Genomic DNA, 13,360 nt, shown 5'->3' on the forward strand with positions numbered 1-13,360 from the left:
AGGGAGCAAGCCCCCTCCCACATTTGGAATGTATCGTCAGGCGGTTATTCAGGTTTTGCGCCAGACGCTGGCCAACCAGGGCTGCTGCTCGCGGGGTAGTCCGGCTGGGCGATAGTAGTGCTCCAGTTCCACAAAACCGGCGGCGGTCAGCAACGATTGCCACGCTTCCAAGTCGTGATAAGACCCATATCGCGGCCCATTCCAGCCTTCGCGGTTGTCACCGCGTGGATTGGAACTGAACAACACCCCGCCCGGTTTCAGCGCGCCATGCAGCTGCTTGAGCACACGCGGCAGTTCCTGCTTGGGAATGTGAAACAGCACCGCATTGGCAAAGATCCCGTCGAAGCGTGCGTTGGGTAGGTCCAGCTTCAAGAAGTCCTGCTGCAGCACCTCGCAGCCGCTGTCTTCGCGCGCCATCTGCGCAAAGCGCTCGGAGCCGTCGAGGCCCACGGCGATGTGGCCCATGCGCGTAAAGGTCTGCAAATCCCGCCCCGGCCCGCAGCCGAAGTCCAGCACGGTAAACGGCGCCGCGCCCTGGATATGCCGCAGCAGCGCGTCGATGTTCTGGCTCACATCGTGATCGCGGGTGCCTTCACGGAAGTCCTCGGCCACGCTGTTGTAGTGGTCGAGGGTGGTGGCGGTGATCTGGTTGAGGTCGTCGGGGGCGAGTTTCATGGGGAGGCGCTTTGGAGGTGAAGTGCTGACTATATCCCATGTCCAGTTGACTGCCCCCTGAGACGGCTCTTCATTTGATGACTGCGCTTGAATTAATCAGTGAAATTTACGGAGTAGTACGACTCATTGGATAGGATTTGTAGACTCCGTAAAGAGGTCATCAAGATGTAACTGTATTTGGGTTGGGGGATGTTGTTAACGGTAGTTGTTGAATTTTGCCGGTGAAGCGGAGTTGCCGCTGCATCGCCAAGCGTGACGGCAGCCAGCGCCAACACCAGCGTCGCGCACCTGGCGCAGGTGGTTATAGTAGACATGGTATTCGCTCCTTGATTCGTCGCAAACGGTGTCGAGCCGATTAAACCTGCATAACCCCCCTCCAACAACTGTCAACCTTGACAGGTCCAAACGAGTGCTCAGCGCGCCAACCGATCCCGACCCAACGATGGCCTACGCGATGATTGACGGGGTCATCATCGCCATGCCGCTGACGCTGTATGTGGCTTGGTACAAGATTCGCGAACCGAAGCAGGGCAGTTGAAAATGTGGGAGGGGGCTTGTATTACCAGGCCGTGACCGTCGAGGCCCGTGGCGATATGGTTCATGCGCGTAAAGGCGTGCCCTGAAGTAACGTCAGTATTGGACAAGCGATCTATAGAAAGTGCTAGCTTTCCAGTTAAAGATCGTTCCTTTGTTGAATGCGAAGGAGTTGTTAACGGTAGTTGTTGAATATTGCCCGTGAAGCGGAGTTGCCGCTGCATCGCCAAGCGTGACGGCAGCCAGCGCCAACACCAGCGTCGCGCACCTGGCGCAGGTGGTTATAGTAGACATGGTATTCGCTCCCTGATTCGTCGCAGACGGTGTCGAGCCGATTAAAGCTGCATAAACCCCCTCCAACAACTGTCGACCTTGACAGGTCCAAACGAGTGCTCAGCGCGTGTTCAGCCCCCGCGCTTTGTGAATTAATCACAGTGATGAGTAAGGGTGAGGGTGGAAGTCCACTCACACTACATGTCAGTCAGTGTCTATTTGTATTGGAGCTTCTGTGTAAACACATTATTACTCCAGTTAAAGATCCCTCCTTTGTTGAACGTGAAGGAGTTGTTAACGGTAGTTGTTGAATATTGCCCGTGAAGCGGAATTGCCGCTGCATCGCCAAGCGTGACGGCGGCCAGTGCCAACACCAGCGTGGCGCACCTGGCGCAGGTGGTTATAGTGGACATGGTATTCGCTCCCTGATCCGTCGCAGACAGTGTCGAGCCGATTAAACCCGCGTAAACCCCCTCCAACAACTGTCAACCTTGACAGGTACAAACGAGTGCTCAGCGCTTGTTCAGCCCCCGCGCCAAGCGGTCTCCGCCCAGCTGAATCACCGCCACCAGCAGCACCAGCAGCACAATCACCGTGAGCATGATCTGCGTATCAAAGCGCTGATAACCATAGCGGTAGGCAATATCCCCCAACCCACCTGCACCAATCGCCCCAGCCATGGCTGACGAGTTGATCATGGTCACCAGGGTGATGGTGAACCCGCCGACGATCCCCGGTAGCGCTTCGGGCAACAGTACGTGCCAGATGATGTGCCAGCGCCGGCAGCCCATGGCTTGTGCGGCTTCGATCAAGCCGTGGTCGACTTCGCGCAGGCTCACTTCGGCGATGCGCGCAAAGAACGGCGTCGCGGCGATGGTCAGCGGCACTACCGCCGCCCACACGCCGTAGGTGGTGCCGACGATCAGCCGGGTGAACGGGATCAGCGCCACCATCAGGATCAGAAACGGAATCGAGCGGAACAGATTGACGAACGCCCCCAGCACCCGGTTCAGCGCCGGAGCCTGGTAGATGCCGCCCTTGTCGCTGGTGACCAGGAACACCGCCAGCGGAATCCCCACCAGCAACGCGATCAGCGACGACACGCCGACCATCAACAGCGTGTCGATGGCGCCCTGCACTAAACGATCAAACCACATAACCCAACACCTCCACCTGTTGTGCCCAATGCCCGGCGCGGTTGCGCAGTGTGTCGGGGTCATGGGGCGAGCCATTCACCGCCAGCAGCAATTGCCCCAGGGCATGCCCCTGAATCCGTTCCACGCCGCCTTGCAGCAAGCGCACGCGCCCGCCGAGGGCGCCGAACAGCGCGGCCAGGTCGGGTTCATCGGTGGCGCTGCCGGTGAACTGCAAGCGCAGTACCAGCGCGGCGTCAGCCGAGGCCGGCGTGGGTTGCAGGCGGCTTTGCAGTTCTTCCGCCAGGCCGTGTTGCAGCGGCGCCAGCAGGGTTCGGCTGACCTCGTGCCGCGGGTTGCCGAATACTTCCCACACCGGGCCTTGCTCGACGATGCGCCCGTGTTCGAGCACCACCACGCGGTCGCAGATCTCGCGAATCACCGCCATCTCATGGGTGATCAACACGATGGTCAGGCCCAGCCGTTGGTTGATCTCGCGCAGCAGGCCGAGGATCGATTGGGTGGTCTCCGGGTCGAGGGCCGAGGTGGCCTCGTCGCACAGCAGAATCTCTGGGTCGTGGACCAGCGAACGGGCGATGCCCACGCGCTGTTTCTGCCCGCCGGAGAGTTGCGCCGGGTAGGCCTTGTGCTTGTCCTTCAGGCCCACCAGCTCCAGCAGTTCACGCACTTTCTGCTCGCGCTGCAACTTGGGGACGCCGGCGACTTTGAGCGGCAACTCGACGTTCTGCCACACGGTCTTGGCCGACATCAGGTTGAAGTGCTGGAAGATCATGCCGATGCGCCGCCGCAGTGCCACCAGGCGGTCTTCGTCGAACGCGCCGATGTCGACCTGATCGATCAGCACGCGCCCGCTGCTGGGTTGTTCCAGGCGGTTGATGGTGCGGATCAGCGACGACTTGCCGGCGCCGCTGCGGCCGATGATGCCGAACACTTCGCCGCGCTGGATGGCCAGGTCGATGCCTTGCAGCGCGTGTACCGTGCCGTCATAGGTCTTGCCCAGGTTGATAAAGCGCACATGGGCGCGGTTGAGGTGCGGATGCAGTTCAGTCTGCTCGGCGTTCCTGGGTGGTGTGCCCAGGTCGCGCAGTTGGATGTTGGCGGCCGTCATGTTCAACCTTCCCAGCCGACTTGGTAGAGCTTGCCGAGGGATTTATCCAGGGCGGCGCGCACCACCGGCGAGTGCTGGTAGAGGTCGACGAACTTGATCACCCGCGGGTCGGTTTTGGCTTTCGGCTGGATCACGAACTGGATCACGTATTCCGGGTGGTCGAGGCCGTCGAACAGCAGCGCCGACTCGGCATCGAAGGTCTTGGACAGGCGGATATACGCCGGATAACCCTGCACCAGATCCGCATCGTCATAGGCGCGCACCAACTGCACGGCCTCGACTTGCAGGATCTTGAGCTGCTTCGGGTTGGCGATGATGTCTTCTTCGGTGGCCTTGTAACCCACGCCCGGCTTGAGCGTGATCAGCCCCGCCTTGGCCAACAGTTGCAGGCCGCGCCCGCTGTTGATCGGGTCGTTGGCAATCGCCACGCTGGCGCCTTGGGGCAGCTCGTTGAAGCTTTTGTATTTTTTCGAATACAGCCCGACGTTGTTGATGATGCCCGGCGCATACGGCACCAGATCAAACCCGGCGGCGGCCTTGGCGTTTTCCAGGAAGGGGATGTGCTGGAAGTAGTTCACGTCGATATCGCCGGCGGCCAGGCTGACGTTGGGCGCGATCCAGTCGGTGAATTCCACCAGTTCGACGTTCAAGCCTTGCTTGCCGGCCTCGGCCACGGCGGCTTCCAGGGGAATCGCGAAGGCCGCGGTGGTGCCGACTTTCAGCGGCGCGTCGGCGGCGAACAGCGTCGAACTGAACAGCCCGAAGGCCAGGGCCAGGGCTTTGACTGGGTGAGAGAGCAGGGTCTTTTTCATAGGTAGTTTCCAATGTGTAGGAGCGAGCTTGCTCGCGAAAAACTTGAGGGCGCTGCGGGGTATCAGAGGCCCCGCGTCATCGTTGACGATCTTCGCGAGCGAGCTCGCTCCTACAGGGGGCCGTGGCGGTAGGTGGAGCCGGTGTGTTGTTCGGGTAAGCGGGCGCCGCCGTGGAAGACTTTTTCCCGCAGCGTTCCAGTGTCGTAAGCGGTCTTGTACGACCCACGCCGCTGCAACTCCGGCACCACCAGGTCGATGAAGTCCACATAGCTTTCCGGGGTGACGATGCGCGTGAGGTTGAAGCCATCCAGCCCGGTTTCAGCGACCCAGGATTCCAGCTCGTCCGCCACTTGCTCGGGCGAGCCGACCACGGTGATGTAGCGCCCGCCGAGGGCGTGCTGCTCGAGTAATTTGCGGCGGGTCCAATCGTTGTTCTGCAGGTGCTGGGTGGCGGACTGGATCGCGTTGCTCTTCACGTACTGGATCGGTTCGTCGAGGGCGTACTGGGAAAAATCGATCGCCGTGGACGCCGAGAAATGCGCCACGCCGGCTTCCGCGCTGGCATAGCTCAGGTACTCGGCATGCTTGGCCCAGGCCAGTTCCTCAGTGGCGCCAATGATCACGTTGAGGCCCATGAACACCTTGATGTCGTGCGGGTTGCGCCCGGCCGCCACGGCGCTGGCGCGCACCTTGTCCACCTGGAGCCGGGTGCTGGCCTTGTCCCGCCCGCTGATGAACACGCACTCGGCATGCCGCCCGGCGAACACCAGGCCACGCGCCGAAGTGCCAGCCTGGAACAGCAGCGGTGTGCGTTGCGGCGACGGTTCGCACAGGTGATAACCCTCCACCTGGTAGAACTCACCGTGGTGCTCGACTTTGTGCACCTTGCCCGGCTGCGCATACACCCGCGCCTGCGGATCGTTGAGCACGGCGTCGTCTTCCCAACTGCCTTCCCAGAGCTTGTAGAGCACCTGCAGATACTCATCGGCCTGGTCGTAGCGTCGGTCATGTTCGACCTGTTCGGTCAGGCCCATGGCCTTGGCGGCGCTGTCGAGGTAGCCGGTGACGATGTTCCAGCCGACCCGACCACGGCTCAGGTGGTCGAGGGTGGACATGCGCCGGGCGAACAGATACGGCGGCTCGTAGGTCAGGTTGGCGGTCAGGCCGAAACCGAGGTGTTGGGTCACGGCGGCCATGGCCGAGAGCAGCAGCAACGGGTCGTTGACCGGCAGTTGGATCGACTCTTTGAGCGGCACGTCGATGGCGTCCTGGTACACGTCGTAGACGCCGACGATATCGGCAATGAACAACCCGTCGAACAGCCCGCGCTCCAGGGTTCGCGCCAGGTCGGTCCAATACTCGAGGGTTTTGTACTGGGTGGACGTGTCCCGCGGGTGCGTCCACAAGCCGTGATTGATATGCCCGATGCAGTTCATGTTGAAGGCATTGAGCAGGATTTTTTTCTTCGCCATTCAGATGGTCCCCCGCAGTGGCGGTTTTTCATCGTTGAGGTAGTAATTACCCACGGCGTGGTACTTCCAGCGCACCGGGTCGTGCAGGGTATGCACGCGGGCGTTGCGCCAGTGGCGATCGAGGCCGTGCTCGGCCAGGGTCGCCTGGCTGCCGGCCAGTTCGAACAGGGTGCTGCCGGCCGCCAGGGAAATTTCGGTACTCAGGGCGCGTGCTTCGGCGACCGCGATCGAGGCGGCGGCCACGGTCTCGGCGTGGCTGTCGGCCTGGGCGCGGTCGAGAAACTCGCCCGCGCGCTCCAGCAAGGCTTCGGCGGCGTGCAGGCGAATGCTCAAGTGGCCGAAGCTCTTCAGCGTCAGCGGGTCTTCGCTGGCCTTGTCGCTGCCGGAGTCGATCCACGGGCGGGTCTTGGTGCGTACAAAGTGCAGCGCGTCCTCGAAGGCGGCGCGGGCGATGCCGGTGTCGATGGCGGCGTGGAGGATCTGCGCCAGCGGGCCGACGGTGGTCGGGCGTTCGAAGGCGCTCTGGAACGGGAGCACGTCGTGCGCTGCGCCCCGCACGTTGTCGAACACCACCGAACCGCTGCCGGTGGTGCGCTGGCCGAAGCCGCTCCAGTCGTCGATCACCGTCAGGCCCGCGCTGTCGCGGGGCACGAAGGCCAGGTGCTGGATGCCGTTTTCGTCCACCACGGAGGTCGGGATACGTTGCGCGTAGATCGCGCCGGTGGCGTAGAACTTGCGGCCGTTGATCCGAAAACCGTCGCCGTCGCGGGTGAGGCGGGTCACGCGGTCGTGGGCGGTCTTGGTGCCCAGTTCCGCCAGGGCGTTGCCGAAGCGCTGGCCGGCCAGCACCTCGGCGTACAGGCGTTGTTGCTGCGCGGGGCTGCCGTTCACGCGCAGCACTTCGAGGGCGTAGAAATGGTTTTGCGGGATCTGGCCCAGCGAGGCGTCGGCCTGGGCGATCAGCGCGATGACCTTGGCCAGGGTGACGTTGGACACGCCAGCGCCGCCATAGGCTTTCGGCACGCTGATGCCCCACAGGCCGGAGCGCGAAAATACGTCCAGTTCGGGCAGCGGCAGGCGGCGCTCGCGGTCGCGCTGGGCGCTGTCGCGGCGCAGGTCTTCAGCCAGGTCGCTGGCGACAATCAGGGCTTGTTCGTCGCTGGTGATGAGCGCGACGTGGGTAGATAAAGTCATCGGTGTTCTCCAGAAGCGCGTGGAAAAAGTGTTCTGGGCGGTTAGATCCAGGAGTGACGAGCCGGCAATGCGCCGTTCAGGCGATAAGCGCCCACCGCGTGATACTTCCAGCGCACCGGGTCGTGCAGGGTGTGGACCCGGGCATTGCGCCAGTGGCGGTCGAGGTTGAATTCGGCGAGGGTGGCGCGGCTGCCGGCCAGTTCGAAGAGTTTTTCGCTGGCCAGCAGCGACACTTCGGTGGTCAACACCTTGGCCTCGGCCACGGCAATCGAGGCGCGTGCGGCGGACTGCGCGGTGATCGGCGCGGCGCTGACCTGGTCCAGCACCTGGCCGGCCTTGCGCAGCAGGGCTTCGGCGGCGTGCAGTTCGATCTTCAATTTGCCGATGTCGGCGATCACATACAGGTCATCGCTGGCGCGTTCGACCTTGGCGTCGATCCACGGGCGTGAGCGCTCGCGGACGAACGCAATGGTGTCATCCAGCGCGCCACGGGCAATGCCGGCATCGATGGCTGCCTGGATCAATTGCGAGACCGCGCCCTGGATATTCGGGCTTTGGCCGAGGCGCCAGTTTTCGACCACCAGCTCTGCGTCCACCGGCACCCGGTCGAGCAGCACGGTGCCGCTGGCGGTGGTGCGTTGGCCGAAGCCGGACCAGTCGTCGACGATGCGCAGTCCTTGCGTGCCACGGCGCACAAATGCCATGACCTGCTTGCCGTCGTCGTTCAGCGCCTTCACCGCGACCCAATGGGCGAACAGGGCGCCGGTGGAGTAGAACTTCTGGCCGCTGATCACGTAACCGTCGCCTTCGGCGCTGATCCGCGCCTTGAGCTCCAGGGTGTTTTTGGTGCCGCGCTCCGGGCCGCCGTTACCGATGCGCCAGCCGTCGAGCACGCTCTGGAACAGCTGTTTTTTCTGGCGCTCGGTGGCGGCGCCCTGCAGCAGGTGCAGGATGCCGAAATGGTTCTGCGGGATCTGCCCGAGGGCCGGGTCGGCCGCGCTGATGATCGCGAAGACTTCGGCCAGGGTGGTGAACGACACCTGCGGGCCGCCGTACTCGCGGGGAATGGAAATACTGCCCAGACCACTGCGGGTGAATTGCTCGATCTGCGCCCAGGGCAGCTTGCGCTGCTGGTCGCGCTTGGCGGCCTGTACGCGCGCGGCCTGGGCCAACTCATGGGCCGCGCTCAGCGCTTGGGCATCGTTGCGCAGCACAACGGCCGGCAACAGCAGGGGGGCGACGTCCAGATCACTCTGGGGGGGGGTTAGAGCCAAGTTAGACATCAGCGCCGCTCCTTGGCTGCACGTAATGCCCTGGCGTTCTGCACCGGGGTAATTCTGACCATACCGACCTCGCATTCAATGAAATGGAAACAAAACAATCAGGAATGTCCGGTGGTCCGGTTTATATACCCTAAACGTGTTAAATATTTAAATAAACTAACTTTTAGGAATATGCATAGAAGGGCCGTTACCCACGCTTCAGGGGCGACGCGGTTGATAGATCTGCGCGGCGCTGGAAGGGCGCTTCGGCGTCGCCGGCACATAGGCGGCGATGCGCAGAGTGCGGGCCGGCGCCCAGCGTGAGTTATTGCCCACCCGATCGAGAATGCAGTACGTGACGTCCAGTCGGCTGTCGTCGCCGGCTTCGATGATGATCGCCGACGGCACCCACACCTGCACCGCGATGCCGACGGCTCGGGCCTGGATTTTCGGCAGGTCCAGGCGCGCATCGCCCCAGCGCAGGGTGATGGCGTCGCCGCGGGTCATGTTCAGGTAGGGTTCGATGGTCAGCGGAATACCGCGCCGCACCTGGCTGCTGTTGACGCCGTAGCGACGAATCATGTCGGGCAGGCCCACAGGGGCGAGGTTCTGGTTTTCGTCGCTGTACAGCGCGCTCGGTTGGCCGCCCGGGTAGTTGGTCTTGACCTGCACCGTGGTCACCGCTGAGCGTGCGGGGCCGTGGCCGATCTGCATGACCTGGTAGTGAACCCGCGCATGGCCGTCCTGCACAAAGCTTTCCGGCACCCGCAGTTGGGTGGCGGTGCCGACCTTGCACGCGGTGATACGCCGCGAGTCGGCAAAGCAGTTGTTCCAGAACAGCTCGATCAGGTCACCCTCATCCATGCCGGGGTAGGGCGCGATGTCGACTTGCAGCTGTGTGGCGGCCAGGGCGTTGATGCCGTTGCCAAGTGCCTGGGGCAGGGTCGGGGCAGTGAGCAGGGCCGGGGTTGCGGTGCGCGTCATAGTAATCTCCTTGATGCAGCCAGCAGCAATCGTTCCGGACCCTTGGCGCGGGAACGCGACGGGGGCCGAAAGGAACGATTCAGTGAAAAGCCGGGATAGGATCCAATCCTCTGGGCGCTAGATAAGAGCGTTGGCCGGAGGGCGTCAATGGCGGCAAAAGGCTAAACGGCGGGTTTGGGACGATTCAGAACGGTCTGACTGGGCGCGGGAATTTCGGGGGTGGCGCGGGGGCTGTTTTACCCAGGCAGGCCGGGCGTGTGCGGGAGCGGGCTCCCCCACACGCGTTGTGCTGCCGGTGGGCGCGCGTCAATGCGCGAGAAACTTGCTCAGGAACTGTTTCGTGCGTTCTTCCCTGGGGTTGGCGAACAACGCCTTGGCCTCGCCTTGCTCCACGATCACCCCTTTGTCGAAGAAGATCACCCGGTTGGCGACATCCCGGGCAAAGCTCATTTCGTGGGTGACGATCACCATGGTGCGGTTTTCTTCGGCCAGGCTGCGAATGGTCGCCAGCACTTCGCCCACCAGTTCCGGGTCGAGGGCCGAGGTGGGTTCGTCGAACAGGATCACCTCCGGCTCCATGGCCAACGCCCGGGCAATCGCCACGCGCTGTTGCTGGCCGCCGGAGAGGCGCCGGGGGTAGGCGTCTTCCTTGCCGGCCAGGCCGACCCGCGCCAACAGCGTGCGGCCCAGGGCGGTCGCGGCCTCGCGGGGCATCTTCTTGACCACGGTCGGGCCTTCGATGACGTTTTCCAGCGCGGTGCGGTGCGGGAACAGGTTGAAGTTCTGGAACACAAAACCTACGTGCTGGCGCAGGCGCCGCACCAGGCCCTGTTGCTGGTTGAGCGGCTTGCTGCTGTCGATCTCGATGTCACCGACCTTGATGCGACCGCTGGTGGGGGTTTCGAGGAAGTTCAGGCAGCGCAGGAAAGTGGTCTTGCCGGAGCCGCTGGGGCCGATGATGGCGACGACTTCGCCTTCCTTGACCTCCAGGTCGATGCCGTTGAGCACCACCTGGCCGTTGAATTGTTTGGTCAGTTTTTCAACCACGATCATGCTTCAAGACTCCAGGTCATGCCGGTTGACCCGGTCTTCCAGACGATTTTGAAAATGCGCCAGGATGCTTGCCAGGACCCAGTAGATCAGGGCGGCGGACAGATACATGGTGAAGATTTCGAAGGTGCGCGCCGACACCAGTTGCGCCTGGCGGAACAGCTCGGGCACCTGGATGGTGGCCGCCAGCGCGGTGTCCTTGACCAGCGAAATAAAGCTGTTGCCCAGCGGCGGCAACGCGGTACGCATCGCTTGCGGCAGGATGGCCCGACGCAGGGTCTGCGCGCGGGTCATGCCGATACTGGCCGCGGCTTCCCACTGGCCGCGCTCGATGGACGCGATGGCGGCACGCAGGATTTCACAGGCGTAGGCGGCCATGTTCAGCGAGAAGCCGATCATGGCGGCCGGGATCGGGTCCAGCTCGATGCCCACTTGCGGCAAGCCGTAGTAGATCAGGAACAGTTGCACCAGCAGGGGCGTGCCGCGAAAGAACGACACGTAGACGCGAGCGACGCCGCGCAGCAGCATGAAGCGCGACAGGCGCATCAAGGCCAGGCCGAAGCCCAGCAGCAAGCCGAAAAACATCCCGCCGAGGCTGAGGATTACCGTGAAATACGCGCCCTTGAGCAGAAAGGGCGCGGAGTCCAGCGCGAGTTGGAAACCTGCTTCCATTATTGAGTGACGTCAGCGTTGAAGTACTTCTCGGACAGCTTCTTCAAGGTGCCGTCGGCGCGCAGTTTGTCGAGCGCCTTGTTCACGGCCTCGAGCAATTCCGGCTCGCCTTTGCGCAGGGCAATACCGGCTTCCTGGCGGGAGAAGGCGTCGCCGGCGGCGGCAGTGTCCTTGGCTTTCTTGGCGTATTCGAGTGCGGCGAGGCGGTCGATCAGAATCGCGTCGATGCGGCCGATGCGCAGGTCCTGGAACTTGGTGGGGTCATCGTTGTAGGTCTTGATGATGGCTTTGGGCTGATTGTCCTTGAGCCATTGTTCGTAGTTGGTGCCCAGGCCCACGCCGACTTTCTTGCCGGCCAGGTCGTCGGCGGTCTTGATGGTGTCGACGTTTTTGGCCAGGGTCAGGGCCTGGATACCGGAGACGGTATAAGGCTTGGAGAAGTCGTACTTCTTCTTGCGCTCTTCGGAGATGGTCACTTGGTTGACGACCGCATCCAGGCGCTTGGATTCCAGGGCGGCGAGGATGCCGTCCCATGGCGTGGCCTGCAGTTTGACCTTGACGCCCAGCTCCTTGGCCAGCGCCTCCGACAGCTCGACCTCGAAACCGCTGAGCTTGCCGCTTTCGTCGACAAAGCTGAACGGTGGGTAAGTGCCTTCGAGACCGATCTTGATCTCACCGGCTTTCTTGATGTTGCCCAACTGTTCGCCAGCCACGGCCTGGCCCAACCAACCAGCGCCGAGGGCCAGGCCCAGTGTGCCGACCAGCAATGTGCGACGGAATACAGAAATAGTCATGAAGAGCCCCTGTGTTGTTATGTTGAGCGAAGCAGGTGACGCGGTAGACGTATCCTGCCTTAAAGCGCGTAGCGCGTCTTCGCCTACGGCGCGATGATAAAGCCGGTTTTTAAGACTTGAAAATAATATAAATCTAAATTGATATTCTATTTTTGAATATGTACTTAATCCAATGTGGGAGGGGGCTTGCCCCCGATAGGGCCGTGTCAGTTTATGCATGTATCACTGACCCACCGCTATCGGGGGCAAGCCCCCTCCCACATGTTGATCCCTGTTTATTCAGTTAAATACGGCGTTGTAAGCAAACAACGCCGGCGCCCCACCGGTATGCAGGAAAATGATCGGGCCATCCTCAAAGCGCTGACGCCCGATACCGTCCAGCAAGCCGGCCATGGCCTTGCCAGTGTAGACCGGGTCGAGCAGCAAGCCTTCCTGGCTCGCCAATAGCTTGACCGCTGAAAGGGTGCCGGCGTTCGGTTCACCATAACGCGGGCCGAAGTATTCGTCCCACAGGATCACCTTGAAGGCCTCGGGGATGTCCACACCGAGCAACGCGGCGGTGCGCTCGGCCAGGCCCTGCACTTTCGGGCGTTGGGCTTCGTCGGTGCGCGACACGGTAACGCCGACGACCGGCAAGTTCGGCAGCACTTCGCTCAACGCCAGGGCCAGGCCGCTGTGGGTGCCCGCACTGCCCGAGGCCAAGACCACGGCGGCGAATTCCAGACCGCTGTCTTCGATCTGCGCAGCCAGTTCCAGCCCGGCCCGCACATAACCCAGGGCGCCGAGCGCGTTGGAGCCGCCGATGGGCACCAGGTACGGCTTCTTGCCGTTGCTGCGCAGGCGATCGGCGAGGGCGTTGAGCTGGTCGTCGGCGTTGTCGAGGTTCTCTACCAACTCGACCTTGGCGTCGAACAGGTCCAGCAGCAGACGGTTGCCGTTGCCGAGGTAGTTGGGGTCTTCGGTGCCGGTGGGATTTTCCAGCAGAGCGACGCAGCCCAGGCCCAGCTTGGCGGCCAGCGCGGCGGTCTGGCGCACGTGGTTGGACTGGATGGCCCCGGCGGTCACCAGGGTATCGGCGCCCTGGGCGATGGCATCGGCCGCCAGGTATTCGAGTTTGCGCAGCTTGTTGCCGCCCATGGCCAGCGGTGTGGTGTCGTCGCGCTTGACGTAGATGTCCCTGCCCAGCCAGGTCGACAGCCGCTCGAGTTTTTCCAGGGCAGTGGCGCCGCCCAGCAGTTCCAGGCGGTTAAAACGGTCGAGCTGTTGTTTGATCATGGCTACGCACGGTTGCTAAGTGATGGGGCGACTATAGGCAGGCACTTTTCATCGGGCAACCGCCAATCGTTTATGCTTGATGGTTCTTAGCATTGCACCAT

14 protein-coding genes are annotated in these 13,360 nt (G+C 62.5%); all 14 read right to left on the reverse strand.

The window, feature by feature from the left end:
• Positions 1–48 precede the first annotated feature (48 nt).
• Positions 49–675 carry a class I SAM-dependent methyltransferase gene (locus JN756_RS01100; protein WP_046385066.1) on the reverse strand — a complete coding sequence of 209 codons (627 nt, stop codon included), beginning with the start codon at positions 673–675 and terminating at the stop codon, positions 49–51.
• 630 nt (positions 676–1,305) lie between these two features.
• On the reverse strand, positions 1,306–1,503 hold the full coding sequence (locus tag JN756_RS01105; RefSeq protein ID WP_156180012.1) for a hypothetical protein: 198 nt from the start codon (positions 1,501–1,503) through the stop codon (positions 1,306–1,308).
• Between the two features lie 194 nt (positions 1,504–1,697).
• Positions 1,698–1,895 carry a hypothetical protein gene (locus tag JN756_RS01110; RefSeq protein WP_201021711.1) on the reverse strand — a complete coding sequence of 66 codons (198 nt, stop codon included), beginning with the start codon at positions 1,893–1,895 and terminating at the stop codon, positions 1,698–1,700.
• Between the two features lie 99 nt (positions 1,896–1,994).
• Positions 1,995–2,639 (reverse strand): methionine ABC transporter permease, encoded by a 645-nt coding sequence (locus JN756_RS01115; protein WP_010214125.1) that lies wholly within the window; start codon positions 2,637–2,639, stop codon positions 1,995–1,997.
• Positions 2,629–3,744 (reverse strand): methionine ABC transporter ATP-binding protein, encoded by a 1,116-nt coding sequence (locus JN756_RS01120; protein WP_201021712.1) that lies wholly within the window; start codon positions 3,742–3,744, stop codon positions 2,629–2,631. The genes JN756_RS01115 and JN756_RS01120 overlap by 11 nt, the downstream gene beginning before the upstream one ends.
• A gap of 2 nt (positions 3,745–3,746) precedes the next feature.
• Complete coding sequence (locus tag JN756_RS01125; RefSeq protein ID WP_102617773.1) at positions 3,747–4,556, reverse strand: MetQ/NlpA family ABC transporter substrate-binding protein; 810 nt, start codon at positions 4,554–4,556, stop codon at positions 3,747–3,749.
• Between the two features lie 110 nt (positions 4,557–4,666).
• On the reverse strand, positions 4,667–6,028 hold the full coding sequence (locus tag JN756_RS01130; protein WP_201021713.1) for an LLM class flavin-dependent oxidoreductase: 1,362 nt from the start codon (positions 6,026–6,028) through the stop codon (positions 4,667–4,669).
• Positions 6,029–7,222, reverse strand: coding sequence for an SfnB family sulfur acquisition oxidoreductase (locus JN756_RS01135; RefSeq protein WP_201021714.1), 1,194 nt, complete (start codon positions 7,220–7,222; stop codon positions 6,029–6,031). It lies immediately after the preceding gene.
• 41 nt (positions 7,223–7,263) lie between these two features.
• Positions 7,264–8,505 (reverse strand): SfnB family sulfur acquisition oxidoreductase, encoded by a 1,242-nt coding sequence (locus JN756_RS01140; protein WP_201021715.1) that lies wholly within the window; start codon positions 8,503–8,505, stop codon positions 7,264–7,266.
• A 198-nt stretch (positions 8,506–8,703) separates the two neighbouring features.
• Positions 8,704–9,468, reverse strand: coding sequence for a hypothetical protein (locus tag JN756_RS01145; RefSeq protein WP_017848590.1), 765 nt, complete (start codon positions 9,466–9,468; stop codon positions 8,704–8,706).
• 306 nt (positions 9,469–9,774) lie between these two features.
• A complete protein-coding gene (gene tcyN / locus JN756_RS01150; protein WP_046385059.1) occupies positions 9,775–10,521 on the reverse strand; it encodes an L-cystine ABC transporter ATP-binding protein TcyN in 747 nt (248 codons plus the stop codon).
• A 3-nt stretch (positions 10,522–10,524) separates the two neighbouring features.
• The gene (gene tcyL / locus JN756_RS01155; protein WP_017848588.1) at positions 10,525–11,190 is read right to left on the reverse strand and encodes a cystine ABC transporter permease; all 666 of its coding nucleotides are present in this window, start codon (positions 11,188–11,190) and stop codon (positions 10,525–10,527) included.
• Positions 11,190–11,984, reverse strand: coding sequence for a cystine ABC transporter substrate-binding protein (tcyJ, locus tag JN756_RS01160; RefSeq protein ID WP_017848587.1), 795 nt, complete (start codon positions 11,982–11,984; stop codon positions 11,190–11,192). The genes tcyL and tcyJ overlap by 1 nt, the downstream gene beginning before the upstream one ends.
• A gap of 279 nt (positions 11,985–12,263) precedes the next feature.
• A complete protein-coding gene (locus JN756_RS01165) occupies positions 12,264–13,259 on the reverse strand; it encodes a D-cysteine desulfhydrase (RefSeq protein WP_046385058.1) in 996 nt (331 codons plus the stop codon).
• Positions 13,260–13,360: the final 101 nt, after the last annotated feature.

It is taken from the genome of Pseudomonas sp. Y39-6 (assembly GCF_023651955.1).
Classification (GTDB): domain Bacteria; phylum Pseudomonadota; class Gammaproteobacteria; order Pseudomonadales; family Pseudomonadaceae; genus Aquipseudomonas; species Aquipseudomonas veronii.